Origin of the sequence: Pseudomonas syringae (assembly GCF_021606685.1) — a bacterium.
In the GTDB taxonomy this organism is placed as follows: Bacteria; Pseudomonadota; Gammaproteobacteria; order Pseudomonadales; family Pseudomonadaceae; genus Aquipseudomonas; species Aquipseudomonas syringae_R.
On record NZ_WKCB01000027.1, the window covers coordinates 38,246 to 61,072 of the forward strand.

General features: G+C 63.3%; 20 protein-coding genes and 1 pseudogene. 14 read left to right on the plus strand and 7 right to left on the minus strand.

The features are described from left to right. Nucleotides 1-209 precede the first annotated feature (209 nt). Genes GIW02_RS12905 through GIW02_RS12915 form a run of 3 tightly spaced genes read right to left on the minus strand, consistent with a single transcriptional unit; the run spans nucleotide 210 to nucleotide 5,159 of the window. Nucleotides 210-2,111 (minus strand): ATP-binding protein, encoded by a 1,902-nt coding sequence (locus GIW02_RS12905; protein WP_236410950.1) that lies wholly within the window; start codon nucleotides 2,109-2,111, stop codon nucleotides 210-212. Then, nucleotides 2,108-3,037: an ABC transporter substrate-binding protein gene (locus GIW02_RS12910; protein ID WP_236410949.1), complete on the minus strand. Its 930-nt coding sequence runs from the start codon at nucleotides 3,035-3,037 to the stop codon at nucleotides 2,108-2,110. Before GIW02_RS12910 ends, GIW02_RS12905 begins: the two co-directional genes overlap by 4 nt. A 1-nt stretch (nucleotide 3,038) precedes the next feature. Next, nucleotides 3,039-5,159: a TonB-dependent receptor plug domain-containing protein gene (locus GIW02_RS12915; protein ID WP_456361669.1), complete on the minus strand. Its 2,121-nt coding sequence runs from the start codon at nucleotides 5,157-5,159 to the stop codon at nucleotides 3,039-3,041. A gap of 194 nt (nucleotides 5,160-5,353) precedes the next feature. On the opposite strand from GIW02_RS12915, the gene GIW02_RS12920 reads away from it, so the two are divergent. The 9 genes from GIW02_RS12920 to GIW02_RS12960 all read left to right on the plus strand — a co-directional run bounded on the left by GIW02_RS12920 (nucleotide 5,354) and on the right by GIW02_RS12960 (nucleotide 13,194). Beyond that, nucleotides 5,354-6,379: an NAD(P)H-dependent glycerol-3-phosphate dehydrogenase gene (locus tag GIW02_RS12920; RefSeq protein WP_236410948.1), complete on the plus strand. Its 1,026-nt coding sequence runs from the start codon at nucleotides 5,354-5,356 to the stop codon at nucleotides 6,377-6,379. 10 nt (nucleotides 6,380-6,389) lie between these two features. Continuing rightward, nucleotides 6,390-6,737: a DUF4389 domain-containing protein gene (locus GIW02_RS12925; RefSeq protein WP_236410947.1), complete on the plus strand. Its 348-nt coding sequence runs from the start codon at nucleotides 6,390-6,392 to the stop codon at nucleotides 6,735-6,737. Then, nucleotides 6,734-7,183 carry a phosphohistidine phosphatase SixA gene (gene sixA, locus GIW02_RS12930; protein WP_236410946.1) on the plus strand — a complete coding sequence of 150 codons (450 nt, stop codon included), beginning with the start codon at nucleotides 6,734-6,736 and terminating at the stop codon, nucleotides 7,181-7,183. The genes GIW02_RS12925 and sixA overlap by 4 nt, the downstream gene beginning before the upstream one ends. Before the next feature lie 85 nt (nucleotides 7,184-7,268). After that, nucleotides 7,269-8,915: an AMP-binding protein gene (locus GIW02_RS12935; protein ID WP_236410945.1), complete on the plus strand. Its 1,647-nt coding sequence runs from the start codon at nucleotides 7,269-7,271 to the stop codon at nucleotides 8,913-8,915. Between the two features lie 31 nt (nucleotides 8,916-8,946). Then, nucleotides 8,947-9,390 (plus strand): hotdog fold thioesterase, encoded by a 444-nt coding sequence (locus GIW02_RS12940; protein ID WP_122675635.1) that lies wholly within the window; start codon nucleotides 8,947-8,949, stop codon nucleotides 9,388-9,390. Between the two features lie 97 nt (nucleotides 9,391-9,487). Continuing rightward, nucleotides 9,488-10,291, plus strand: coding sequence for an alpha/beta fold hydrolase (locus GIW02_RS12945; protein WP_236410944.1), 804 nt, complete (start codon nucleotides 9,488-9,490; stop codon nucleotides 10,289-10,291). Continuing rightward, nucleotides 10,288-11,142 carry an alpha/beta fold hydrolase gene (locus tag GIW02_RS12950; RefSeq protein ID WP_236410943.1) on the plus strand — a complete coding sequence of 285 codons (855 nt, stop codon included), beginning with the start codon at nucleotides 10,288-10,290 and terminating at the stop codon, nucleotides 11,140-11,142. Before GIW02_RS12945 ends, GIW02_RS12950 begins: the two co-directional genes overlap by 4 nt. 102 nt (nucleotides 11,143-11,244) lie before the next feature. Continuing rightward, on the plus strand, nucleotides 11,245-12,063 hold the full coding sequence (locus tag GIW02_RS12955) for a DUF4892 domain-containing protein (protein WP_236410942.1): 819 nt from the start codon (nucleotides 11,245-11,247) through the stop codon (nucleotides 12,061-12,063). Between the two features lie 72 nt (nucleotides 12,064-12,135). Next, nucleotides 12,136-13,194 carry an AI-2E family transporter gene (locus GIW02_RS12960; protein WP_236410941.1) on the plus strand — a complete coding sequence of 353 codons (1,059 nt, stop codon included), beginning with the start codon at nucleotides 12,136-12,138 and terminating at the stop codon, nucleotides 13,192-13,194. 109 nt (nucleotides 13,195-13,303) lie between these two features. Here GIW02_RS12960 and GIW02_RS12965 read toward each other — a convergent pair whose 3' ends face one another. Continuing rightward, nucleotides 13,304-14,338: a sensor histidine kinase gene (locus GIW02_RS12965; RefSeq protein ID WP_236410940.1), complete on the minus strand. Its 1,035-nt coding sequence runs from the start codon at nucleotides 14,336-14,338 to the stop codon at nucleotides 13,304-13,306. Continuing rightward, entirely contained in the window at nucleotides 14,338-15,102 is a 765-nt protein-coding gene (locus tag GIW02_RS12970) for a response regulator transcription factor (RefSeq protein ID WP_236410939.1), read from the minus strand. Before GIW02_RS12970 ends, GIW02_RS12965 begins: the two co-directional genes overlap by 1 nt. Nucleotides 15,103-15,361: 259 nt before the next feature. Here GIW02_RS12970 and pyrF point away from each other — a divergent pair, with 259 nt between their 5' ends. Continuing rightward, nucleotides 15,362-16,060 carry an orotidine-5'-phosphate decarboxylase gene (gene pyrF, locus GIW02_RS12975; RefSeq protein ID WP_017734306.1) on the plus strand — a complete coding sequence of 233 codons (699 nt, stop codon included), beginning with the start codon at nucleotides 15,362-15,364 and terminating at the stop codon, nucleotides 16,058-16,060. Nucleotides 16,061-16,207: 147 nt separating this feature from the next. Here the strand turns inward: pyrF and GIW02_RS12980 are convergent, their stop codons facing one another. After that, nucleotides 16,208-17,215, minus strand: coding sequence for an MDR family NADP-dependent oxidoreductase (locus tag GIW02_RS12980; protein WP_236410938.1), 1,008 nt, complete (start codon nucleotides 17,213-17,215; stop codon nucleotides 16,208-16,210). Between the two features lie 230 nt (nucleotides 17,216-17,445). Between GIW02_RS12980 and GIW02_RS12985 the strand changes: the two genes are divergently transcribed. The 4 genes and pseudogenes from GIW02_RS12985 to GIW02_RS27295 all read left to right on the plus strand — a co-directional run bounded on the left by GIW02_RS12985 (nucleotide 17,446) and on the right by GIW02_RS27295 (nucleotide 21,906). Further along, nucleotides 17,446-18,207, plus strand: a complete 762-nt coding sequence (locus GIW02_RS12985; RefSeq protein ID WP_236410937.1) for an SDR family oxidoreductase — start codon at nucleotides 17,446-17,448, stop codon at nucleotides 18,205-18,207. A gap of 203 nt (nucleotides 18,208-18,410) precedes the next feature. Next, nucleotides 18,411-19,823, plus strand: coding sequence for an aminotransferase-like domain-containing protein (locus GIW02_RS12990; RefSeq protein WP_236410936.1), 1,413 nt, complete (start codon nucleotides 18,411-18,413; stop codon nucleotides 19,821-19,823). A 997-nt stretch (nucleotides 19,824-20,820) separates the two neighbouring features. Next, a pseudogene (locus GIW02_RS27290) lies at nucleotides 20,821-20,997 on the plus strand (HAMP domain-containing protein); the annotation flags it as partial. Nucleotides 20,998-21,201: 204 nt separating this feature from the next. Next, entirely contained in the window at nucleotides 21,202-21,906 is a 705-nt protein-coding gene (locus tag GIW02_RS27295; protein WP_456361670.1) for a methyl-accepting chemotaxis protein, read from the plus strand. A 36-nt stretch (nucleotides 21,907-21,942) separates the two neighbouring features. Here the strand turns inward: GIW02_RS27295 and GIW02_RS13000 are convergent, their stop codons facing one another. Further along, nucleotides 21,943-22,755: an alpha/beta fold hydrolase gene (locus GIW02_RS13000; protein WP_236410934.1), complete on the minus strand. Its 813-nt coding sequence runs from the start codon at nucleotides 22,753-22,755 to the stop codon at nucleotides 21,943-21,945. Nucleotides 22,756-22,827: the final 72 nt, after the last annotated feature.

Consider the following 22,827-nt stretch of genomic DNA (forward strand, 5'->3'; position numbering starts at 1 on the left):
TCTTCCCGAACCGAATGAAGCGTTCATGCCTCATGTCGGCAGCCTACACATAGACTATTGCGTTGTAGTGAAAGTCACAGCGGTAAGGTACTGAATGTACACTTGTTCACTGAAATTTTAAACCGGGCCTGTTTATCGGCCCGTTCGGGTGCCTAAGACTGCCGCACTTTCGTCTTTCACGCCAGTCGGAGTTGGCTGATGGCGCGGCGCTATTGCACCCAGCGCTGCAGTATTTGCTGCAAATCCGTACGTTTGAACGGCTTGGCCAGGTAATCGTTCATTCCCGCTGCGAGACAGGCTTCACGGTCACCCTGCAATGCGTTGGCCGTCAGCGCGATGATCGGCAGGTCGGAACAGCCCGGCAGCTGGCGAATCTGCCGGGTGGCTTCGTAGCCGTCGATCAGCGGCAGCCGGCAATCCATCAGGATCGCCGTGAAAATCAGGCTTTCGGCGCTGCGGATCGCTTCGACACCATCGGTCGCCAGGCTGACTTCAAAGCCCAGGCTGCGCAGCATGGCTTCGACCACCGTGCGGTTGACCGGGTTGTCTTCCACCAGCAACACGTGACGGCCGTTACCGGCGCCGGTTTTACCGTCGGCGTTGGCGGCGATCGCCGGCACGCTCTGCTGGTCGATGGCCAGCGGGATTTCGAGGGTAAACACCGAGCCGCGGCCTTCTTCGCTCTGGGCGCGCAGGGTGCCGCCCATGCGTTCAGCCAGGGTGCGGGCGATGGGCAGGCCCAGGCCGGTGCCGCCGTAACGTCTTGAAATGGAACTGTCGGCCTGCTGGAACGCATCAAACATCAATTCCAGGCGCTCGGCGGAAATCCCGATGCCACTGTCGCGCACGGTGCAGGTGAACCACACCAGCTCATGGTCGAGGGTCTGCCAGTGCGGTTCCACGCTGACGGTGCCGTGTTCGGTGAACTTGAGGGCATTGCCGATCAGGTTCACCAGGATCTGGCGGATGCGGGTCGGGTCGCCCTGGACCCGCAATGCATCCAGGCCCGGCGGGATCGGCAGGGTGAGCGTCAGCCCACGCTGCTGGGCGCTGTGCTGGAAAGCCTGGGCGCAACTGCTGATCAGGTCGGCGAGGTTGAACGGAATGTGCTCCAACTCCAGGGCGGCGCGCTCGATGCGCGAGAAGTCGAGAATATCGTTGATGACCTTGAGCAAGTGCTCGGTGGACTCCGAGGCCAGCGCCGCGTATTCGGTCTGCTCGTCGGTCATCTCGGTGGTTTCGAGCAATTGCAGCATGCCCAGCACGCCATTCATCGGCGTACGCAGTTCGTGACTCATCATCGCCAGGAAGTCCGATTTGGCGCTGTTCGCCCGTTCCGCTTCCTCGCGGGTCTGGATCAACTGAGCCATGGCCTGCTGCTGTTCGCGGCTGGCCTGGTTGAGGCCTTCGGCAAGGTTGTTGATATGCCGTGACAGGTCGCCCAGTTCCGAGTCATCCACAATTGGCAGCGGCGTTTTGTAGTCGCCTTGCTGGATGGCTTTTACTGCGTTGCCCATGGCGCTGATCGGCTGTGACAGGCTGGCAGCCAGGCGCCGCGCGAGCAGGAAGGTAAACAGCAGCGCGAACAACGCCAGGATGCCGGCCTTGAGCAGGATCTCCTGTTGGCGCTGGCTGAAGGCATCGTTGGACATGCCGACGATCACCCGGCCCAGGTAGTCCGCGCGCGGCGCCTTGGGTTCGTTGAGGTTGTCCTGGAAAAAGTCATTGCCCAACTGGATATGCTGCAGGCGAATCGGCGCCTGGAAGACTTTCACCGACAGCGAGCGGTCGTGTTTCTCCGAGGGCTGCTCGACGTACACCAGGATGTTCTCGCTGCTGTCCTGGATCTCCAGGAAGCGCACATGGGGGGTGGCCAGCGTGGCGCGTAGCAGGCTGTCGAGCACGTCATTGTTGCCGGAGATCACCCCGTATTCGGTGGCGGGCGCCAGTTGGTTGGCGATCAGTTGGCCGGTGTGGTCCAGCTCCTGACGCAAATCCTGGATCCGCACGAAGGTAAAGAAGCTGATCAGCAGCAACGTCAGCAACAGCGCCGGGCCCAGGGTAATGAGCTGGGTGCGGGTGTTGATATCCCAACGGCGACGCAAGGTCATGGGCGTTTTTCTCCTTCGGCCAATCGAGCGGCGACGTTCGCGTCGTCCACCTGTTCGATCCCCAGTGAGCGTGCAACTTGAGGGTTGCCCACGACTTTGAAGTGGTCCGGGTACAGGGCGCGCGGCCAGTTGGCCGGCGGATGGTCGAGCAGGCGGTCGAGCACGGCCAGCCAGTCGGCCTGGTCGCTGTAGGTGCTGGCGAGGCTGCCGGCCCGCACGAACCCGGCATTCGGGCCCACCAACGGCAATTGCTGGGCGTAGCTGCTCAGCAGCAGGTTCTTCGCGGTTTTCGGGTTGTACAGTTGTGGGTCATCGAGGCCGAGCAATACGTCGCTGTTCCTGAACAGGCTTTGCAGCGGGCGACTGTCATTAATGTTGTCCCAGCGCTGCGGCACGATCTCCAACGCCAGGGCCGTGGCGTATTGGCGCAGCTCGGGCAACAGGAACTCGCTCTCGGCGCCATACAGCACGCCGATCCGCCGCGCCTGCGGCAGGATGCTGGTGATCAAGCGCAGTTGGCGCGCAAGCGGCGGGTCGCTCCACAACAGGCTGATCCGCGGGTGCTGCGCACTGCCGGGGCGTTCATGGGCCTGCAACCGGCTGATGCGCAGTACCAGGGTCGGCGGACCCTGGGGGTCCTGCAGGCGCCAGTCGAGGCCGGGCAGGTCCAGCAGGATCAGGCGCGTGTTGGCTGGCAGGCGGCTGGGGGCAGGCAGGTCGGTGAGGCGGGTAAAGGTCACGCTGTCTTGCGGGCGTTGCTCGGCCAGGGCCTGGGTAAAGGCCTGTACACCGGCACCGTCTTCGGCGGCGGTCAGCAGTATCTCGGCGCTCCATGCCGGGGTGGCCAGCAGCAGGCAGGCGAGCAGCAGGCCGCGTCGCCAGAGCGTGTAGATAAAGAAGCGGGTCATCCGTGACGAGTCGCCCATGTCAGAACTCTAACTCCGCGCTGAAGTAGAGGACGTGGCGGTGGTCGTAATTGTTGTCGGCCCACGTGGTGGGCTGGTTGTCGAGACGTTGTTGCAACATGCCGGCCAGCTCCACGTTGGCGTTGCCGATGGCAATGCGCTTGGCCACCCGCAGGTCGACCCGTTCGAAGCGATATTGATTGAGGGCGTCGTCGCCATAATAGAACAGCGCACTGGACCAGCCTTGCCCCCATTCACGCAGCCAGCCGGCCGAGCCACTGTTACGCGCGGTTTGGGCTTTGTCCAGTGGGTTGCTGGACGTGGCGTCGACGTAAGCATAGGTAAACCGCAGGCGATCGGCATTGCTCACGCGCCAGTCGAACTGGGTTTCGGCACCGGTGAAGCGTGAACTGTTGGCGTTGCTGGCAATGTACTGGTTATTGCGCAGGGGCGAACTGATCATGTTGGTGATTTCGTCGTAGAACAGTTTCACGTCCATGTTCAGCCCGATGTCGGCAAAGAAACCGTTGTAGCCCAATTCCCGCGAGCGCATCAGTTCTTTATCGAGGTTGCCCGGGCCGCGCGTCTTCACGAAGTACTGGCCGGCGCTCTGCCCATAGGCCGGGGAGCTGAGGTTGGTGACGCGGTAGCTCCAGTTGACGTTGTTCTCGAACATGTCCGGCGAACGGATCGCCTCGGAATACACCGCGCGCAGGCCATGGCGCGGGTTGATCAGGTAGTTGACCGCTACCCGTGGCGTCAGCGAGTTGCCGCTCAGGCGGGTGTATTCATACATGGCGCCGCCCTGCAGCAACCAGTGTTCAGTGGCACGCCATTCCAGCTGGCCGAACAGGCGCCAGGTGGTGTCGTCCAGGGTGCCGTTAAAGTAGGTGTCGGAGTCGGCGCGGTCGTAGCGGTAGTTCATGCCGCTGACCAGGCGCAGGCTGTCGGACAGGCTGAGGGTGTCTTGAACCTCCAGGTCGTAGCGGCTTTCGCGGGTGCTTTGGTCGATGTCACCGCACACGCTCTGGTTGGCGCCGTTGCGCCATTGGTCCAGCACCTGGTTGGCCAGCGCCTGCTCGGCGGCGCTGCCCGGTGGCGCGGTGCCCTGGCTGTAGGTGTCCATGTGCCGGGCGAGCAATTCGGCGTAGTTGGGGTTCATCTGCCACAACTGCGTCAGTTCGGGGCTGAACGACACCTTGGCATCGCAGGCTTTCCAGATCTGCCGGCGGTTCCATTGCTGGGCCGAGCCCTGGATATACAGGCTGTGTTCGGGGTTGAAGTCGAAATTCCAGCGCAGCGAGCTGGCGTAGTCCTTGGCGGTGACGTCGGAGTTGTCGCCGCGCTCGGTGATATCGGCAAACACCGGCGTGTAGGTATACGGGCGTTGGTTGGTGCCTTCCTTGGCGTCCAGCTGCCAGTCGATGCTCTGCTGCGCGTTGAGTGTCTGGCTTACCGCCAGGCTGAAGCGGCTCAGGCGCCGACTGTCGCGGCGGTCGGCACCGGCGGCATCGCTGTCGAAACCATCGTCCTGTTGCCCGGACAGGGACAGGCGCAAGTCGCCGGTTTCCCAGCCCACGCCCTGGCTGGCGTAGACGTCATTGATGCCGCGTTCGCCGCGTACCACCTTGACCCGCGAGCCATGGCTGTTGGCCGGCGAACGTGTGAGGATATTCACCACCGCCATCAACGCATTGGCGCCGTAACTGACCGTGTTGGGGCCGCGGAATACTTCGATGCGTTCGATGTCCTCCATGGCCACCGGGATATCGCTCCAGTCCACGGTGGCCAGGCCCGCGCGGTACACCGAACGGCCGTCGATCAGCACCTGCATGCGCCGCGCATCGCTGGCGCTGGTGCCGTGGTAGTTGACTGCGGCCTGGTTGCCGGTGGTGTAGCCGACCATCATCCCTGGCACCAGGCGCAGCAATTCGCTGATGTCGCGCGCGCCGCTGGCCTTGATCAGTTCGCTGTCGATCACGGTCATGCTGCCGGGCACGGCGGCGGCCGATTGCTTGAGGCGTGTGGCGGTCAACACTTGCGGCAGCGGCTGGCTGTCGAGGAACAGGTCGTCAGCCCACACGGCGCCACTGCACAACAACATCAACAACAGAGATGAACGGGGAGGAGGGCCCAGATACACGGCGCGGCCTTGATAATTACGGATAGCCGCCCATGTTAACTGAGGCCGTGCCGTTTGCCAGTCGCCGCCATTGCATTTACTTCACACAAGTGTCGCATTTTCCGACAAACGCACGAATTGAGACGGGGGCTGGCCGCAAGCGGGTCGGCCCGTATAATGCGCCATCGCCACTGGTATGGATTAACGGATTGCATATGACTGAACAGCACCCTATTGCGGTCCTGGGAGGCGGAAGTTTTGGTACCGCCGTGGCTAACCTGCTGGCCGAAAACGGCCACCCGGTACGCCAGTGGATGCGTGACCCCGAGCAAGCCCAAGCCATCCGGGACCACCAGGAAAACCCGCGTTACCTTAAAGGCATCAAGATTCATCCGGCGGTCGAGCCGGTGACCGACCTGCTGGCCACCCTGACCGACTGCGACCTGTGTTTTGTTGCATTGCCGTCCAGCGCGTTGCGCTCGGTGCTGGCGCCCCATGCCGAACGTCTGGCGGGCAAGATGCTGGTCAGCCTGACCAAGGGCATCGAGGCGCAGACCTTCAAGCTGATGAGCGAGATCCTCGAAGAAATCGCCCCCCAGGCGCGTATTGGCGTGCTGTCCGGGCCGAACCTGGCGCGCGAAGTCGCCGAACACGCACTGACCGCCACCGTGGTTGCCAGTGAAGACGAAGCACTCTGCGAGCGCGTCCAGGCGGTGCTGCATGGTCGTACGTTCCGCGTCTACGCCAGTAGCGACCGGTTTGGCGTCGAGCTGGGCGGGGCGTTGAAAAACGTCTACGCGATCATTGCCGGCATGGCCGTGGCGCTGGGCATGGGCGAAAACACCAAGAGCATGCTGATTACTCGCGCGCTGGCGGAAATGACCCGCTTTGCGGTGAACCAGGGCGCCAACCCGATGACTTTCCTCGGCCTGGCGGGCGTGGGCGACCTGATCGTCACCTGCTCTTCGCCGAAAAGCCGCAACTATCAGGTTGGGTTCGCCCTGGGCCAGGGCTTGAGCCTGGAAGACGCGGTGACGCGCCTGGGCGAAGTGGCCGAGGGCGTGAATACCCTCAAGGTGCTCAAGGCCAAGGCCCAGGAAGTTGGCGTGTACATGCCGCTGGTCGCCGGGTTGCATGCGATCCTGTTTGAAGGGCGCACCTTGAACCAGGTCATCGAACTGCTGATGCGGGCAGAGCCGAAAACCGATGTCGACTTTATTTCCACCAGTGGTTTCAACTGAGGAACGCGCCATGAACGATCCCAAAGCAGCCCCCAAGTACGAGTCGATTGCCCTGCGCATCCTGTGGATGCTGGTATTTGCCCTGGTGTGGCAGGTAGCGCAGTTCCTGCTCGGCGCGCTGGTGGTGGTGCAACTGATTTACCGGCTGGTCTACAGCGCACCGAACCTGGGCCTGATGAATTTTGGCGACAGCCTCAGCCAGTTCCTCGCGCAGATCGGCCGCTTTGGCAGCTTCCATAGCGAGCAGAAGCCGTGGCCGTTCGCCGATTGGCCAACCCCGCGCGCGCCCGAGGGCGAGCCAGCCCACAGTGTGCCGCCGGCGCCGCACCCGGCGCGTGATGAAGAGCCGAAACTGTGAAGCTGTGGATCCTGCGCCACGGTGAGGCCGAAGGGCACGCGCGTACGGATGCCGAACGCAACCTCACCGAGCGCGGCCGTGGCGAGGTGCTGCGCAGCGCCGCGCACCTGATCGGCCAGCCGCTGAGCGCGATTATTGCCAGCCCCTATGTGCGGGCGCAGCAGACTGCGCAACTGGTGCGTGAGGCTTTGGGCTTTGAGCCGCAGATCCGCACGGTGCCGTGGCTGACACCCGACGGCAACCCGCTGCAGGTGCTGGAAAAGCTCGACACCGATGACGATGTGCTGCTGGTCAGCCATCAGCCATTGGTCGGCAGCCTGATCAGCTTTTTGCAACATGGTCACCTGCGCCAGCCGCAACCGATGTACACCGCCAGCCTGGCGGAACTCGAGGGCGACTTCCCGCTGGCGGGGCTGATGAGCCTGGTGAGGGTGAGCAACCCCTAGGCGTCATCGCTGCGATCTGTGTGCTATATAGTCAACCGAGCAAGTGCTTGGTTGGCTATCGTCGGACCACACAGGAGCGCGTCCCATGCCCGTCGCTTTTCGTTTGCCGTTGCAGGTCTTCTACGAACGTGAAGCGCGGCACCCGCGCCAAACCTTTCTGGTGCAACCCGTTGGCGCGGGCGAGGTGCAGATGCTCACCTGGGGCGATGTCGGCCACCAGGCGCGTTGCGCCGCGCATTGGCTGCGCGCCCAGGCATTGCCGCCGGGCTCGCACATTGCGCTGATCTCGAAAAACTGCGCGCACTGGATCATCGCCGACCTGGCAATCTGGATGGCCGGGCATGTCTCGGTGCCGCTGTACCCCAACCTCACCGCCGATTCCGTCGGCCATGTGCTGAGCCATTCCGAGGCGGCGCTGGTGTTTATCGGCAAGCTCGATGACTGGCCCTCCATGGCCCCTGGCGTACCGGCGGGTTTGCGCACCATCAGCCTGCCGCTGTGCCCCGTCGGCCCCTTCGATTACCGCTGGGCCGATCTGCAGGGCTGCCCACCGATCGAAGACGACCCGCTGCCCCACGCGTCGGACCTGGCCACCATTATCTACACCTCCGGCACCACCGGGCTGCCCAAAGGCGTGATGCACAGCTTCGGCGCCCTGGGTTTCGCCGCCACCCATGGCACCGAGTTGTTTGGCCTGGGGGAGGGCGACCGGCTGCTCTCTTACCTGCCGCTGTGCCATGTGGCGGAGCGGATGTTTGTCGAGATGGCGGCGATCTACACCGGGCAAACGGTGTTTTTCGCCGAGAGCCTCGAGACGTTTCTGACCGACCTGCGCCGGGCGCGTCCGACGGCACTGTTTGGCGTACCGCGAATCTGGAGCAAATTCCAGATGGGGGTCTATGCCAGGATCCCGCAAAAACGCCTGGACACCCTGCTGGGCCTGCCCTTTATCGGCAAGCGCGTGGGCCGCAAGGTGCTCGTCGGGCTGGGCCTGGACGCGTTGCGCATTGCGTTGTCCGGTGCAGCGCCGGTGCCCGAGGCGCTGCTGCGCTGGTATCAACGCCTGGGCCTGGATGTGCTGGAGGTGTACGGCATGACAGAGAGCTGCGGCTACTCCCACGTCTGTCGCCCCGGCCAACAGCGCATTGGCTGGATCGGCCTGCCCTGTCCAGGGGTCGAGGTGCGCATCGACCCCTCGGGTGAAGTCCAGGTGCGCAGCGGTGCGACCATGCTCGGCTACTACAAGGACCCGCAGAAAACCGCCGAGGCCCTCACCGCCGATGGTTTCCTGCGCACCGGCGACAAGGGCGAGCAGGACGCCGACGGGCGTCTGCGCCTGACCGGGCGGCTCAAGGAAATCTTCAAGACCAGCAAAGGCAAATACGTCGCCCCGGCGCCAATTGAAAACCGCCTCGCCGAACATGCGCGCATCGACCAGGTGTGCGTGGTGGGCGAGGGCCTGCCGGCGCCGCTTGGCCTGTGCGTGGTGACGGCGGGCCAGGACCGGCAAGCCTTGCGCAGCAGCCTTGAGCGTTGGCTGGAGCAGGTCAACCAGGCGCTGGATAAACATGAGCGCTTGCGCCAGCTGGTGGTGGTGAAAGACTACTGGGCGGTGGACAACGGCTTTCTGACACCGACCCTCAAGATCAAACGCACCGTGATCGAGTCGACTTACGGTGCACAGTTTCACGTTTGGAGCGAGCGTTCCGAGACGGTTGTGTGGCAGGATTAGGGTCGTAATAAAACCAACAAGGATAATTTCCATGAGCCTGTGGCACACCCAACCGAATATCGAGCAACTGAATGCCGGCCAGAAAAACAGCATCGGTGAGTTGCTGGATATCCGCATCGAAAGCTTCGACGACGATTCCCTGACCGCCAGTATGCCGGTCGACCACCGTACCCATCAGCCCTTCGGTTTGCTGCATGGCGGCGCGTCGGTGGTCCTGGCAGAGAGCGTCGGCTCCATGGCGGCCTACCTGTGTGTCGATCCGAGCAAGTTCTATTGCGTGGGCCTGGAGGTCAACGCCAACCACTTGCGCGGTGTGCGCAGCGGGCGCGTGACGGCGGTGGCCAAGGCGATTCATATCGGGCGTACCACCCAGGTGTGGGACATCCGCCTGACCAGCGATGACGGCAAGGCCAGCTGCATTTCGCGCCTGACCATGGCCGTGGTGCCGCTGGGTGAGAACCCGCCGGCACGATAGGCGTGGCGTGAGTGTCATCATTCCTGGCAGTTACAGTCATTGCTGTGCGGCGTTGGCGTGGTGACAATCAATCTCTGTTCTTGTAGATGGGTCCGGTATGTCGCAGCACGTGTTTTTTGCTCACGCCAATGGTTTTCCTTCGGCCACCTACGGCAAGCTGTTTGCCGCCCTGGCCCCGGAATACAGCGTGGCCCATCTGCCGCAGCACGGCCACGACCCCAGGTTTCCGGTAGACGATAACTGGCAGAACCTGGTGGATGAACTGATTCACCACCTGGAGCTGCAACCACAGCCGGTTTGGGGCGTGGGCCACTCCCTGGGTGGCGTGCTGCACCTGCACGCGGCCATGCGTTGCCCGCAGTTGTATCGCGGGGTGGTGATGCTCGACTCGCCGGTATTGACCCGCGCCGACCGCTGGGTGATCCGTGCGGCCAAGCGTTTCGGCTTTATCGACCGCCTGACCCCGGCCGGCCGCACCCTCGGGCGTCGCGAAGAGTTCGCCGACCTGGCGAGCGCGCGCAGCTACTTTGCCGGCAAGACGCTGTTTCGCGGGTTCGACCCGGAGTGCTTCGACGCCTACCTGCAACATGGCCTGGAGCAGGTGGGCGATCGCCTGCGCCTGCGTTTCGACCCGGCCACCGAAATCAGCATCTACCGTGGCGTGCCTCATACCAGCCCTGGCCAGGTTCGCCAATTGCAGGTGCCGCTGGCGGTGGTGCGCGGCCGGCAAAGCCGCGTGGTGATGCGTCACCACGCCAGCGGCGTCGGGCGCCTGCCCATGGGCGAAATGCTCACCATGCCCGGCGGCCATATGTTCCCCCTTGAACGCCCGCAGGACACCGCAACCTTGATCAAGAACCTGTTCGCCCGCTGGCAAGCCCGTGAGCGCAGTTGCGCATGAGTACGCCGGTCGAAGAAGTGCGCCTGAGCCTGCCGCATATCGAGTTGGCCGCCCATCTGTTCGGGCCCGAGGACGGCTTGCCGGTCATCGCCCTGCATGGCTGGCTGGACAACGCCAACAGCTTTGCGCGGCTGGCGCCCAAGCTGACCGGCTTGCGCATTGTGGCCCTGGATATGGCCGGCCATGGGCATTCGGCGCATCGCCCCGCAGGCGCAGGCTATGCCTTGTGGGACTATGTGTTCGACGTGCTGCAGGTGGCCGAGCAACTGGGCTGGAAACGTTTTGCATTACTTGGCCACTCCCTCGGCGCCATCGTCTCGATGGTGCTGGCCGGGGCCCTGCCGGAACGGGTCACGCACCTGGGCTTGATCGACGGCGTGATCCCGCCCACCGCCAGCGGCGAGAACGCAGCCGAGCGGCTGGGCATGGCCTTGCAGGCGCAATTGAACCTGCAAGACAAGCGCAAACCGGTCTACAGCACCCTCGATCGGGCGGTTGAAGCCCGCATGAAAGGCGTGGTGGCGGTCAGCCGTGAAGCCGCCGAACTCCTGGCCCAGCGCGGTTTGATGCCGGTGGCGGGCGGTTACACCTGGCGCACCGACAGCCGCTTGACCCTGGCTTCGCCGATGCGTCTGACCGATGAGCAAGCAATGGCGTTCGTTAAGCGGGTGGGTTGCCCGACACAGTTAGTGGTCGCGGCTGACGGCATGTTGGCGAAACATCCCGAATTGCTTTCTCAGCTACCGTTCACGGTTACCACGCTGCCAGGCGGCCATCATTTGCACCTGAATGATGAGTCTGGCGCGGTCCTTGTTGCAGACTGTTTCAATCGGTTCTTCTCCGCGCCTTGACTTGGGGCGGTCAACTGCCGAGGCTGGGCGGATTGAAAGGGAGTCAACCATGAACCACCTCAACACCGCTGTGCGCTCCGATGGCCAGGGCTCATTGATCCGATGAGCCTGCGTAAAGGATGTATCCGTGCCCTCGGGCTGTGTTGCTTCAGCCCCCTGGTGTTTGCCGCCGATGTGCCGGGAAGTCAGGATTTGCCTGCGGTGTCCCGTCAGGTCGACGCACAAATCGTCGATTACCGCCCGGCCGAAGAGAAGGAACGCATCTACCCCATGGGCGCGATCCGCAGGATCAGCGGCCAACTGCGTTACGAAGGCCAGGCCACCGCCCGTGGGCAAGCCACGGCCATTACCTACGAACTGCCCGCCGAGCACACCTCCAGTGCCGCGTTCACCGCAACGCGCGAAGCCTTGCAGGCCCAGGGCGCGCAACTGCTGTTCTGGTGCCAGGCCCGCGATTGCGGCGAAAGCAGCCTATGGGCCAATGAAGTGTTCGGCAACGCCAAGCTGGTAGGGGCCGACGGCCAGCAGGAATACCTGCTTTTGCGCCTGGCCGCGCCGCAGGACAATTCCCTGGTGGCGCTGTACGGCATCACGCGGGGCAATCGCCGGGCCTATCTGCACGTGGAGCAACTGGACGCCAACGCGCCCCTGGGCAACCTGCTGCCAACCTCGGCGACCCTGCTGCGCGAGCTGAAAAGCACCGGCGAGCTGGATTTGCCTGCGCTCGGTGGCGAGCCTGACGACACGTGGCTGACCCTGATTTCCCGTGGGTTGAACCTCGATACCACGTTGCGCGTCAGCTTGACCGGCCCTGCGGCCGAAGCCTGGCGCCTGGCCCTGATCGACAAGGGCGTGCGCGCCGCCCGGCTGGAAACCGGCACCGATGAAACCAAAGGTCTGCACCTGCATCTGATACGCTGACCGCCACAAGGTGAACGGACCCGTGCCGTTCGCCTAAGCTCTCTTCCTACAGCCTTCCTCTAGAGATACCCGATGCTCAATAACGATCGCCTGCTGGTGCAAATCCTGCTGCTGGTGCTGTTCGGTGCCAGCTTGTGGGTGATGGCGCCGTTCTGGTCGGCGCTGTTCTGGGGTGCGGTGCTGGCCTTTGCCAGTTGGCCGTTGATGCGCTTGCTCACGCGAGCGCTGGGCGGCCGCGAATCCCTGGCCGCTGGCATCCTGACCTTAGGCTGGATGTTGCTGGTGGCGGTACCGCTGGTGTGGCTGGGGTTCAACCTGGCCGACCATGTGCGCGATGCCACGGCGTTGATCAAGGACATCCAAGTCGACGGCCTGCCCGAGGCGCCTGCGTGGCTGGGCTCGGTGCCGCTGGTCGGCGAGCGGCTGGTGGCGATGTGGGACAGTATCGACCAGCAGGGCGCGGCATTGATGGTCAGCATCAAGCCGTACCTGGGGCAGGTGGGCAACTGGTTGCTGGCGCGCAGCGCGCAGATCGGCGGCGGCATACTTGAACTCACCCTGAGCCTGGTATTCGTGTTCTTTTTCTATCGTGATGGGCCACGACTGGCGATGTTCGTGCACCGCTTGCTCGAGCGCTTGATCGGCGACCGTGCCGGTTACTACATCGAACTGGTAGCCGGCACCGTGCAACGAGTGGTCAATGGCGTGATCGGCACCGCCGCCGCGCAGGCCGTGCTGGCGTTGATCGGCTTTCTGATTGCCGGGGTGCCGGGCGCGCTGGTGCTGGGCATCGTGACATTCCTGCTCAGCCTGATCCCCATGGGCCCACCGCTGGTGTGGATCCCGGCCACGGCCTGGCTGGCATGGAAGGGCGACTACACCTATGCGGTCTTCCTCGGGGTGTGGGGTACGTTCATCATCAGCGGCGTGGACAACGTGCTCAAACCCTACCTGATCAGTCGCGGCGGCAACCTGCCGCTGGTGATCGTGTTGCTGGGTGTGTTCGGCGGCTTGATTGCCTTTGGTTTCATCGGCCTGTTTATCGGCCCGACCCTATTGGCGGTGGCTTATAGCCTGTTAATGGACTGGAGTGCGACCCACGCGCAGCGCCGCGAAGACAAACCGCTATAACTGCCCTGTGCAAGCGAATGTGGGAGGGGGCTTGCCCCCGATGGCAGTGGGTCAGTAACAGACTCATCAAATGACACACCCTCATCGGGGGCAAGCCCCCTCCCACATTTCAGGCTCGGGGCAACCACATCACAGCGGTCAAGCCGCCGCCTGGGGTCTCTTCCAGGCTCAGGCGGCCGCCGAGGCGCTCTGCGGCTTCCTTGGAAATCGTCATGCCCAGGCCGACACCACCGGAGTTGCGATTGCGTGAGCCTTCGAGCCGATAGAACGGCTCGAACACCGCCTCGCGCATGTCGGCCGCGATGCCCGGCCCATGGTCGATCACGCGGATAACCAAGGCGTCGCGGCTGTCGGTCAGCTCGATCCGCGCGGTGCCGGCATAACGCAAGGCGTTGTCGATCAGGTTGTTGAGGCATGAGCGCAGGGCCATCGGCTGCACCTGCAACGGCGCGCAGGTGCCGGCAAATTGCACATCCGCGCCTTGGTCCTGGGCGTTTTCACTCATGGACTCCACCAGTGCCTGCACATCCAGCCAATGCCGGGTTTCGCTGGTGCGCTGTTCGTGCAGGTAGCTCAGGGTGGCGTCGAGCATCCCGATCATGTCGTTCAGGTCCTGGCGCATCTGGCCTTGCAGCTTGGTGTCCTCGATCTGTTCCAGGCGCAGCTTGAGGCGTGACAGCGGGGTGCGCAGGTCGTGGGACACCGCCCCGAGCATGCGCGCGCGTTGGCTGACCTGTTCGCGGATGCGCCGTTGCATCAGGTTGAAGGTCGACGCGGCCTGTTTGGCCTCCCGTGGGCCGGACTCGTCGAGGGGTGGGCTGTCGAGGTCCAGGCTCAAGCGCTCGGCGGCGTCACTCAGGCGCTGGATCGGCCGGCTCAGCAGCTTGGCGCCATACCAGGCGGCGATGATCAGCGAGATAAACTGGAACGTCAGCGGCACGATCGGGCCGCCGAACCATGGACGCTTGTGCTTGGGCAACGGCTTCATCGTGCCGTCCGGCTGTTCTACAAAGGCTTCCTGCGGCGGCGGTGGGGGCGGGCCGTAATAGCGAAACCACGAGATCGCCAGCACATGGGCCAGCACGATAGCCACCAGCAACACGCCGAACAGCCGACCGAACAGCGTGTTGAACGGGGCTCGCATCAACCGATATCCCGCGCGTCGAACAGGTAGCCTTCGCCGCGCACGGTCTTGATCAGTTGCGGAGCCTTGGGGTCATCCCCGAGTTTCTGCCGCAGGCGCGATACCAGCAGATCGATGCTGCGATCAAACGCCTCAATCGAGCGTCCACGGGCGGCGTCCAGCAATTGCTCGCGGCTCAGCACCCGGCGCGGGCGCTCGATAAACACCCACAACAGGCGAAATTCCGCGTTGGACAGCGGCACCACCAGGCCATCGTCCGCGACCAGTTGGCGCAACACACTGTTGAGGCGCCAATTGTCGAAGCGGATATTGGCGCGCTGCTCGGTGCGGTCATCGCGCACACGGCGCAGGATGGTCTGGATCCGCGCCACCAGCTCACGCGGTTCGAACGGCTTGGACATATAGTCGTCGGCGCCAAGCTCCAGGCCGATGATGCGGTCGGTGGGTTCGCAGCGGGCGGTCAGCATCAAAATCGGAATATCCGACTCCGCGCGCAGCCAGCGGCACAGCGACAGGCCGTCTTCGCCCGGCAGCATCAGGTCGAGCACCACCACATCAAAGGTTTCGGCTTGCATGGCCAGGCGCATCGCGGCGCCGTCGGTCACGCCGGTGGCCAGAATATTGAAGCGCGCCAGGTAGTCGATCAGCAGCTCGCGGATCGGCACATCGTCGTCAACGATCAGCGCGCGGGTGTTCCAGCGCTTTTCATCAGCGATCACCGCAGCTTTTTGCTCGTCATTCACGGGGGCGGGAGGGGTATGCATAATGCGATCATCTGCCTGGTTGTTGCGGTCAGCATAGGCGCCCAGCCACATGGCTGGAAGTGCTGGTCGGTGGGTCGTGCGAGCGAGGCTAGCGGCGGGGCGTGTTGGGGGCATGTCGTGAATGTATCAGCTTTGAAACATTTCCCCGAAATGCCCGCCAAATGGCGGTTAGTCAGTATTTACCGATCATCGGATCCCGCAACGGCGCCGCTTGCGCTACAATCCGCGCCGATTTCGACTTGCCTGAGAGCCCATTCCAATGTCCGTCTGCCAGACTCCTATCATCGTCGCCCTGGATTACCCCACCCGTGACGCCGCACTGAAGCTGGCTGACCAGTTGGACCCTAAGCTTTGCCGGGTCAAGGTCGGCAAGGAACTGTTCACCAGTTGCGCCGCGGAAATCGTCGGCACCCTGCGTGACAAAGGCTTCGAGGTGTTCCTCGACCTGAAATTCCACGACATCCCCAACACCACCGCGATGGCGGTCAAGGCTGCGGCCGAGATGGGCGTGTGGATGGTCAATGTGCACTGCTCGGGCGGCCTGCGCATGATGACGGCCTGCCGTGAAGTGCTGGAACAGCGCAGCGGCCCCAAACCCCTGCTGATCGGTGTGACCGTACTGACCAGCATGGAGCGCGAAGACCTGGCCGGCATCGGCCTGGACATCGAGCCTCAGGAGCAGGTATTGCGCCTCGCGGCCCTGGCGCAGAAAGCCGGCCTCGACGGCCTGGTGTGCTCGGCGCTGGAAGCCCAGGCCCTCAAGACGGCGCACCCGTCGCTGCAATTGGTCACCCCGGGGATTCGCCCGGCGGGCAGCGCCCAGGATGATCAGCGCCGTATCCTGACCCCGCGTCAGGCACTGGACGCGGGCTCCGACTACCTGGTGATCGGTCGCCCGATCAGCCAAGCGGCAGATCCGGCCAAGGCGTTGGCGGCGGTGGTGGCCGAGATCGCCTGATACCTGAGGCGAACGCAATAAATAATGTGGGAGGGGGCTTGCTCCCGATAGCGGTGTGACAGTCGAAATCTTTATTGACTGAACCACCGCCATCGGGAGAAAGCCCCCTCCCACATTTACATCACCCACAGTTAGATCGGGGGTGTATCAGCTGACCTTCAACACCAACTTCCCAAAGTTCTCGCCGTTGAACAGCTTCATCAGCGTTTCCGGGAACGTCTCCAGCCCCTCGACGATATCTTCCTTGCTCTTGAGTTTGCCCTGGGCCATCCAGCCGGCCATTTCCTGGCCGGCGGCGGCAAAGTTGGCGGCGTGGTCCATCACCACAAAACCTTCCATGCGCGCGCGGTTGACCAGCAATGACAGATAGTTGGCCGGGCCTTTCACGGCTTCCTTGTTGTTGTACTGGCTGATCGCCCCGCAGATCACCACGCGGGCTTTCAGCGCCAGGCGGCTGAGGACCGCGTCGAGAATTTCGCCGCCGACGTTATCGAAATACACATCCACGCCCTTGGGGCACTCGCGCTTGAGGGCGGCGGGCACGTCTTCGCTTTTGTAGTCGATGGCCGCGTCGAAGCCCAGTTCATCCACCAGGAATTTGCACTTGTCGGCGCCGCCGGCAATGCCCACCACACGGCAGCCTTTGATCTTGGCGATCTGCCCGGCAATGCTGCCCACGGCGCCAGCCGCACCGGAGATCACTACGGTTTCGCCGGCCTTGGGCGCACCGGTGTCCAGCAGCGCAAAGTAGGCGGTCATGCCGGTCATGCCCAGGGCAGACAGATAGCGCGGTAATGGCGCAAGTTTCGGGTCAACCTTGTAAAAGCCGCGCGGCTCGCCGAGGAAGTAATCCTGCACGCCCAGCGCACCATTCACGTAATCCCCCACCGCGAATTTCGGGTTGTTCGAGGCAATCACCTTTCCCACACCGAGTGCACGCATGACTTCGCCGATACCTACCGGCGGAATGTAGGACTTGCCCTCATTCATCCAGCCACGCATGGCCGGGTCGAGGGACAGGTATTCATTGCGCACCAGCACCTGGCCGTCCTGGGGCGTGCCAACCGGCATTTCCTGGTAGGTGAAGGTGTCCCGGGTGGCCGCGCCGACCGGGCGCTTGGCGAGCAGGAATTGGCGGTTGGTCTGGGCGGTCATGGCAGCGACTCTGATTGGAAATGAACCTCCAGTGATAGACCTTGGGCGGCCCGGGAGCAAGGTTCACCGAACGCGCGAATGCTGGGCGATAGGCGTTGCTGATAGTCACACAGTGGCTCTTATCACTGCGATTCATGCAGACCCAACCGGCCTTTTGATAGTGCTGACGCGCCCGTGGCGGCGTTGGCTAGACTCGCACCCCGCGTGTTTTCCTCCAAAGGACATTCCCTATGAGCATGACGTTTTCCGGCCAGGTCGCCCTGGTAACCGGCGCCGCCGCCGGTATTGGCCGCGCCACCGCGCTGGCGTTCGCCGCCGAAGGGTTGAAGGTGGTGGTTGCCGACCTGGATGTGGCGGGCGGCGAGGGCACTGTCGCGCTGATCGAGCAGGCCGGTGGCGAGGCGCTGTTTGTGCGCTGCAACGTCACCCTTGAAGCGGATGTGCAGCAATTGATGGCGCAGACCCTTGCCGCGTATGGGCGCCTGGACTATGCGTTCAACAACGCCGGGATCGAGATCGAGAAGGGCAAGCTGGCGGACGGCAGCCTCGATGAGTTCGACGCCATCATGGGTGTCAACGTCAAGGGCGTGTGGTTGTGCATGAAGCATCAGTTGCCGCTGCTGCTGGCCCAGGGCGGCGGGGCGATCGTCAACACCGCGTCGGTGGCGGGTTTGGGCGCGGCGCCCAAAATGAGCATCTACGCAGCCTCCAAGCATGCGGTGATCGGCCTGACCAAGTCGGCAGCCATCGAATATGCGAAGAAGAAAATCCGCGTCAATGCCGTGTGCCCGGCGGTGATCGATACCGATATGTTCCGTCGCGCCTATGAAGCCGACCCGCGCAAAGCCGATTACGCCGCCGCCATGCACCCGGTCGGGCGCATTGGCAAGGTCGAGGAAATCGCCAGTGCGGTGCTGTACCTGTGCAGCGATGGCGCGGCATTCACCACCGGCCAGGCCTTGGCGGTGGATGGAGGCGCAACGGCGATCTAGGACCTCGCGTGGTGGCTCATTCGAAAAGGGCCAAAGGGGGTGTGGGGCATTTCCACAACTGGCGAAGTGCCTTGCGTGAATGTGTATCACTAGGTAAATAACCTAATAAAATCAATAATTTAATAAGTTTTCGTCGCCGGCCATCATGGGCTTCTGTGCTTAACTCGTCGGGTTGAATAACAGACAGTTGAAGTGAGTGGCGCATGGATTTAGGGATCGATCGACAAGCCCTTGTACCGGTGGTGCAGCAGATCGTCAGTGCAGTGGCCGAGTGGATTCGCAAGAACGGGGTGAGCCCCGGCACGCGTCTGCCGTCCATCCGGCAATTTGCCCTGGATAACCTGCTCAGCCAGTCCAGTGTGGTCGAGGCGTTCGAGCGGATGGTTGCGCAAGGGGTGCTGGCGACCCGGCCGGGCTCGGGTTTTGTAGTGGCCCAGCCGCCCGTTACGCACGAAGGCCACTGGTATGAAGGCGCAGAACGGGAGTGGGGCGACTTTGCCGACAATCCGTTGGGGGAACTCAAGCTGGGGTGCGGCTGGTTGCCGGATGCCTGGCGCGAGAGCGATGACATCAGTTACGCCATTCGTGAAGTCACCCGCACCGACACCGGCGGCCTGTTCAACTACAGCACGCCCTTGGGCTTGCCGGCGCTGCGCGAGCAACTGCTCAAGCGCCTGACCCACGCGCACATCGCCAGCCGGCTGGATCGTATCCTCACCACCGCAGGCGCCAGCCATGCCCAGGACCTGCTCATCCGCACGCTGCTGCGCGCCGGTGACAGTGTGGTGGTCGAAACCCCAGGCTATGGCAACCTCTATCGCCAGTTGGCGTTCCACGGCGTGCAGTTGCTGGAGGTGCCGCGCACCCGCGGCGGCCCGGACATCCCTGCATTGGAAGCGCTGTTGCAGCGCCATCGGCCCAAATGCCTGTTCATTCACAGCCTGTACCACAACCCCACGGGCACCAGCCTGTGCCGAGCGGTGGCTGAACGCCTGCTGGAACTGGCGAGCAGCAAGGACTTCCTGATTATCGAGGAGGATGTCTATGGCGATCTGCAGCACGCCAGTTGTACGCGGCTCGCGGCGCTGCCCCATGATGACCGGGTGATCTACGTGTCGAGCTTTTCCAAGAGCCTCAGCAGTGCCTTGAGGGTCGGCTACCTCAGCGCCAGTGCGGCGATCATCGAGCAATTGGCCAGCCTCAAGACCTTGACCGGCTTTGGCACCTCGCGGTTTGCTGAAGCGGTTGTGGCCATGCTGCTGGCCAATGGCACCTACCGCAAGTGGGTGCAACGCCTGCGCAAACGGCTGAGTACGCACATGGCCGACACCTTGCAGGTGCTGGAGGACGAAGAGTGGGAAGTGTTCGCCGTGCCTGCGGGCGGCATGTTCGTGTGGGCGCGGCCGCGTTGGGGCGATCGCTTGCGATTGCAGGCGTGTGCGCGGCGCCTTGGCGTCTTGTTGGCGCCAGGGGGGTTGTTCACGCCCGGCGGTGAACCCAGCGAGTGGCTGCGCATCAATGTGGCCTATGCGGCGGACCAACGGGCCTTGGCGTTGTTCCGGGCCATGGGGCCCGCCAGATCGACCTCGACCATTCTGAAAACGACGGCTGTGTAGCTTTTTGCCATTATTGTGGCGCCAACGTCTTGTGCTCAGTGCCTTGGGGTTGCCAATCTCGCTGCTGGTCAACCGGGTTTGATGGCATCTGCCCTTGCGAGAGGATTCAAGTCCAATGATTTCGGGCGTGCAACGACGTTTTGCCAACCTGGGCATGGCAAAAAAACTGGGCCTGGGTTTCACCCTGGTACTGCTGCTGACGGCGTTGGTGGCGGCCATTGGCGTGTGGTCCCTGCACACCGTGGGGCAGCGTTTCGAAGGCCTCAAGACGATGTCGTCGCTCAACAGCGGCTTGCTCAAGGTGCGCCTGATCGAACAGGACTACGCGCTGCACGCCGACCCCAAGGCGGTCGACGCCCTGCATGAAAGCGTCGATGCCCTGGCGGCCCTGGCGGCGAGTCTCAAGGCGCAGTCGGCCGCCAATGGGCCGGTGATGAGCGATGTCGAACAGGCGTTGGCGGCCTATCGCAAGGCGTTCGATGAATTTGTCGAACTGACCCAGACCAAGGACCTGGCCCTGGAGATGGCCAGTTGGTCGGTGTCCAGCGTGGCCAATAACCTCGACGTGTTGCAGGCCGGGCTGGCGGACGACGGGGCGTATGGGCTCAAGGAAAGCCAGGGCAAGGAGGGCAGTGAGTTCATCGAGCAGGCGGGACAGGTCAGCCAGGTGTCGCGCTTGATGCTGCAAGCCATGAACGAAGCCCATGTGCGCCTCAACCAGAGCCGCAAGGTGGATGCCGACGACGCCGCGCAAGGCAAGATCGAGCAGGCAGACCAGGCCTTGGCCCAGGTCGAGCAACTGAAAACGGTGGTCAAGGATTCCGGCTACCAGACGGTGCTCAACGAAGTCTCCGGGCATATCGCGGCGTTCAGCGAGAAGCTCGGCGAGTACACCGGCCTGTTGGCCCAGGAAAAGGTGGTCTACACACAATTGCATGATCGCGCCGAGCAGGTGGTCAGCCGCGTCAACCAGGCCTATGACGCCGAAGACCAGTCGATGCAGGCGCAACTCAAGAAAAGCGCGCTGCTGATTATCGGGTCGTCGGCCCTGGCCTTGCTGGTGGGGCTGATAGCAGCCTGGGTGATCACCCGGTTGATCGTCGCGCCGCTGCGCCGTGTGATCGCCGTGGCCGAGCAGATTGCCGCCGGTGATTTGAGCGGGCGCATGGAGGTCACCCGCCGGGATGAAATCGGCCAGTTGATGCAGGCCATGCAGCAGATGGGCAGTGGCCTGAGCCAGATGGTCAGCGGGTTGCAGGCGGGTATCGAGCAACTGGCAAGTTCGGCGCACACGCTGTCGAGCGTGACGGAGCAGACCAATGTCGAGGTCAGCAGCCAAAAGGAAGAAACCGAACAGGTGGCCACGGCCATGAACCAGATGACGGCCACGGTGCATGACGTAGCACGCAATGCCGAAGAGGCAGCGCAAGCGGCGCAGACGGCGGACGACAAGGTCGACAGCGGCCAGCAGGTGGTGCGCCAGAGTCTGCAGCGCATCGAATTGCTCGCCACGTCCAGTACCAGCGCCAGTGCCAGCATCGAGAGCCTGAGCGCCGAGATCCAGAACATCGGCACCGTGTTGAGTGTGATTAAAAGTGTTGCGGAGCAGACCAACCTGTTGGCCCTGAACGCCGCCATTGAGGCCGCGCGTGCTGGCGAACAGGGGCGTGGCTTTGCCGTGGTGGCCGACGAAGTCCGGGCATTGGCCAAGCGCACCCAGCAATCCACCGAGGAAATCGAGCGGCTGGTCAGCACCTTGCGCAGCGCGGCACAGGCCTCGGTGCAGCAGATCCAGCAAAGCGGCGAGCTGGTGAAACTGGCGGTCAGCGATACTCTGGAGACCGAAAGTGCCCTGGGCAGCATCGCGGCAGCGGTGTCTTTGATCCAGCAAATGAACCAGCAGATTGCCGCGGCTGCCGAAGAGCAAAGCTCGGTGGCCGAAGAGATCAACCGCAGCGTCACCAGCATTCGCGCCAGTGCGGATCAGTCGGCGTTGAGCATGCAGGGTAATGCCGCGTCCAGCATCCAGCTGGCGCAGTTGGGGGCGCAGCTTAAAGGGATGGTGGGGCACTTTCGCCTGTAATCGCTGCGTTCAGGCAGCGATTACAGGGGGTGGCAGTCAGGCATTGTTGGCGAGGAAGGTCAGCAGCGACTCATTGACGAAGTCCGGGTTTTCGCAGGCGCTGATGTGCCCGGCGTCAGGGATCAGGATCAGGCTGCACCCGATCAGCTCAGCCATTTCCTTGGATTCTGCCGGCGGGCGAGGCTTGTCCTGTTCGCCGCACATCACCAGTGTGGTATCGGCGTCCAGGCGCGGCAACTGCTCCAGCACATCCGCGCGACTGAAGATCAGCCGACCCAGGGGCACGATGCTGTGCAGCAGGCGCTCGCGGGAAAACGCTTGTAGCGCGCTGCGAAAATTCAGGTAGAGCGCGCTGTCGCGGTCGATGCCGGGGCGGAAGAAGATCGGTGCGATCACATCCAGCAACGGTTCAGGGATGGCGCCGGCGTCTTCGATCATCTTGAACAGCGAGAAGTAGTATTGACGCGTCGCCTCGGGCTCGGCGCCCAGGTAAGTGTCCATCAACACCAGGCTGTTGATCCGCTCGGGCGCCAGCAATGCCAGGCGCGCGCCCCACATGCCGCCTACCGAAAGGCCCACCAGGTTGATCTGCGCGATGTCCAGGTGGTCCAACAGGGCCAGGGCCTGGCGTGCGAGGTCATCAAGGGACTGGGTGCGCGCGGGCAGCGGGCCCGAGTCGCCATGCCCCCACAGCTCGGGCACGATGACGCGGTACTGTTGCGACAGGGCTTCGATCTGCGACGCCCACATCTCGCGGCCCCACAGGTAGCTCGACCCCAGCAGGACGACGGGGCCGGTGCCCTGGTCGACGTAGTGCAGCGGTTGTCCATCAATGACGGCGACAGGCATAGCAGGCCTCTGACTTCACGGAGTAAGGGGCACTTTTTTACGCTAGTCGTGGGCGAGGGGATAGGTGCAAAG

Excerpts from the sequence above, each read along its gene's own strand:
- GIW02_RS12905 (WP_236410950.1), bottom strand. The coding sequence starts at position 2,111 with ATGACCTTGCGTCGCCGTTGGGATATCAACACCCGCACCCAGCTCATT.
- GIW02_RS12910 (WP_236410949.1), bottom strand. The coding sequence starts at position 3,037 with ATGGGCGACTCGTCACGGATGACCCGCTTCTTTATCTACACGCTCTGG.
- GIW02_RS12920 (WP_236410948.1), top strand. The coding sequence starts at position 5,354 with ATGACTGAACAGCACCCTATTGCGGTCCTGGGAGGCGGAAGTTTTGGT.
- GIW02_RS12925 (WP_236410947.1), top strand. The coding sequence starts at position 6,390 with ATGAACGATCCCAAAGCAGCCCCCAAGTACGAGTCGATTGCCCTGCGC.
- GIW02_RS12935 (WP_236410945.1), top strand. The coding sequence starts at position 7,269 with ATGCCCGTCGCTTTTCGTTTGCCGTTGCAGGTCTTCTACGAACGTGAA.
- GIW02_RS12940 (WP_122675635.1), top strand. The coding sequence starts at position 8,947 with ATGAGCCTGTGGCACACCCAACCGAATATCGAGCAACTGAATGCCGGC.
- GIW02_RS12945 (WP_236410944.1), top strand. The coding sequence starts at position 9,488 with ATGTCGCAGCACGTGTTTTTTGCTCACGCCAATGGTTTTCCTTCGGCC.
- GIW02_RS12950 (WP_236410943.1), top strand. The coding sequence starts at position 10,288 with ATGAGTACGCCGGTCGAAGAAGTGCGCCTGAGCCTGCCGCATATCGAG.
- GIW02_RS12955 (WP_236410942.1), top strand. The coding sequence starts at position 11,245 with ATGAGCCTGCGTAAAGGATGTATCCGTGCCCTCGGGCTGTGTTGCTTC.
- GIW02_RS12960 (WP_236410941.1), top strand. The coding sequence starts at position 12,136 with ATGCTCAATAACGATCGCCTGCTGGTGCAAATCCTGCTGCTGGTGCTG.
- GIW02_RS12965 (WP_236410940.1), bottom strand. The coding sequence starts at position 14,338 with ATGCGAGCCCCGTTCAACACGCTGTTCGGTCGGCTGTTCGGCGTGTTG.
- GIW02_RS12970 (WP_236410939.1), bottom strand. The coding sequence starts at position 15,102 with ATGCATACCCCTCCCGCCCCCGTGAATGACGAGCAAAAAGCTGCGGTG.
- pyrF (WP_017734306.1), top strand. The coding sequence starts at position 15,362 with ATGTCCGTCTGCCAGACTCCTATCATCGTCGCCCTGGATTACCCCACC.
- GIW02_RS12980 (WP_236410938.1), bottom strand. The coding sequence starts at position 17,215 with ATGACCGCCCAGACCAACCGCCAATTCCTGCTCGCCAAGCGCCCGGTC.
- GIW02_RS12985 (WP_236410937.1), top strand. The coding sequence starts at position 17,446 with ATGAGCATGACGTTTTCCGGCCAGGTCGCCCTGGTAACCGGCGCCGCC.
- GIW02_RS12990 (WP_236410936.1), top strand. The coding sequence starts at position 18,411 with ATGGATTTAGGGATCGATCGACAAGCCCTTGTACCGGTGGTGCAGCAG.
- GIW02_RS27295 (WP_456361670.1), top strand. The coding sequence starts at position 21,202 with ATGACGGCCACGGTGCATGACGTAGCACGCAATGCCGAAGAGGCAGCG.
- GIW02_RS13000 (WP_236410934.1), bottom strand. The coding sequence starts at position 22,755 with ATGCCTGTCGCCGTCATTGATGGACAACCGCTGCACTACGTCGACCAG.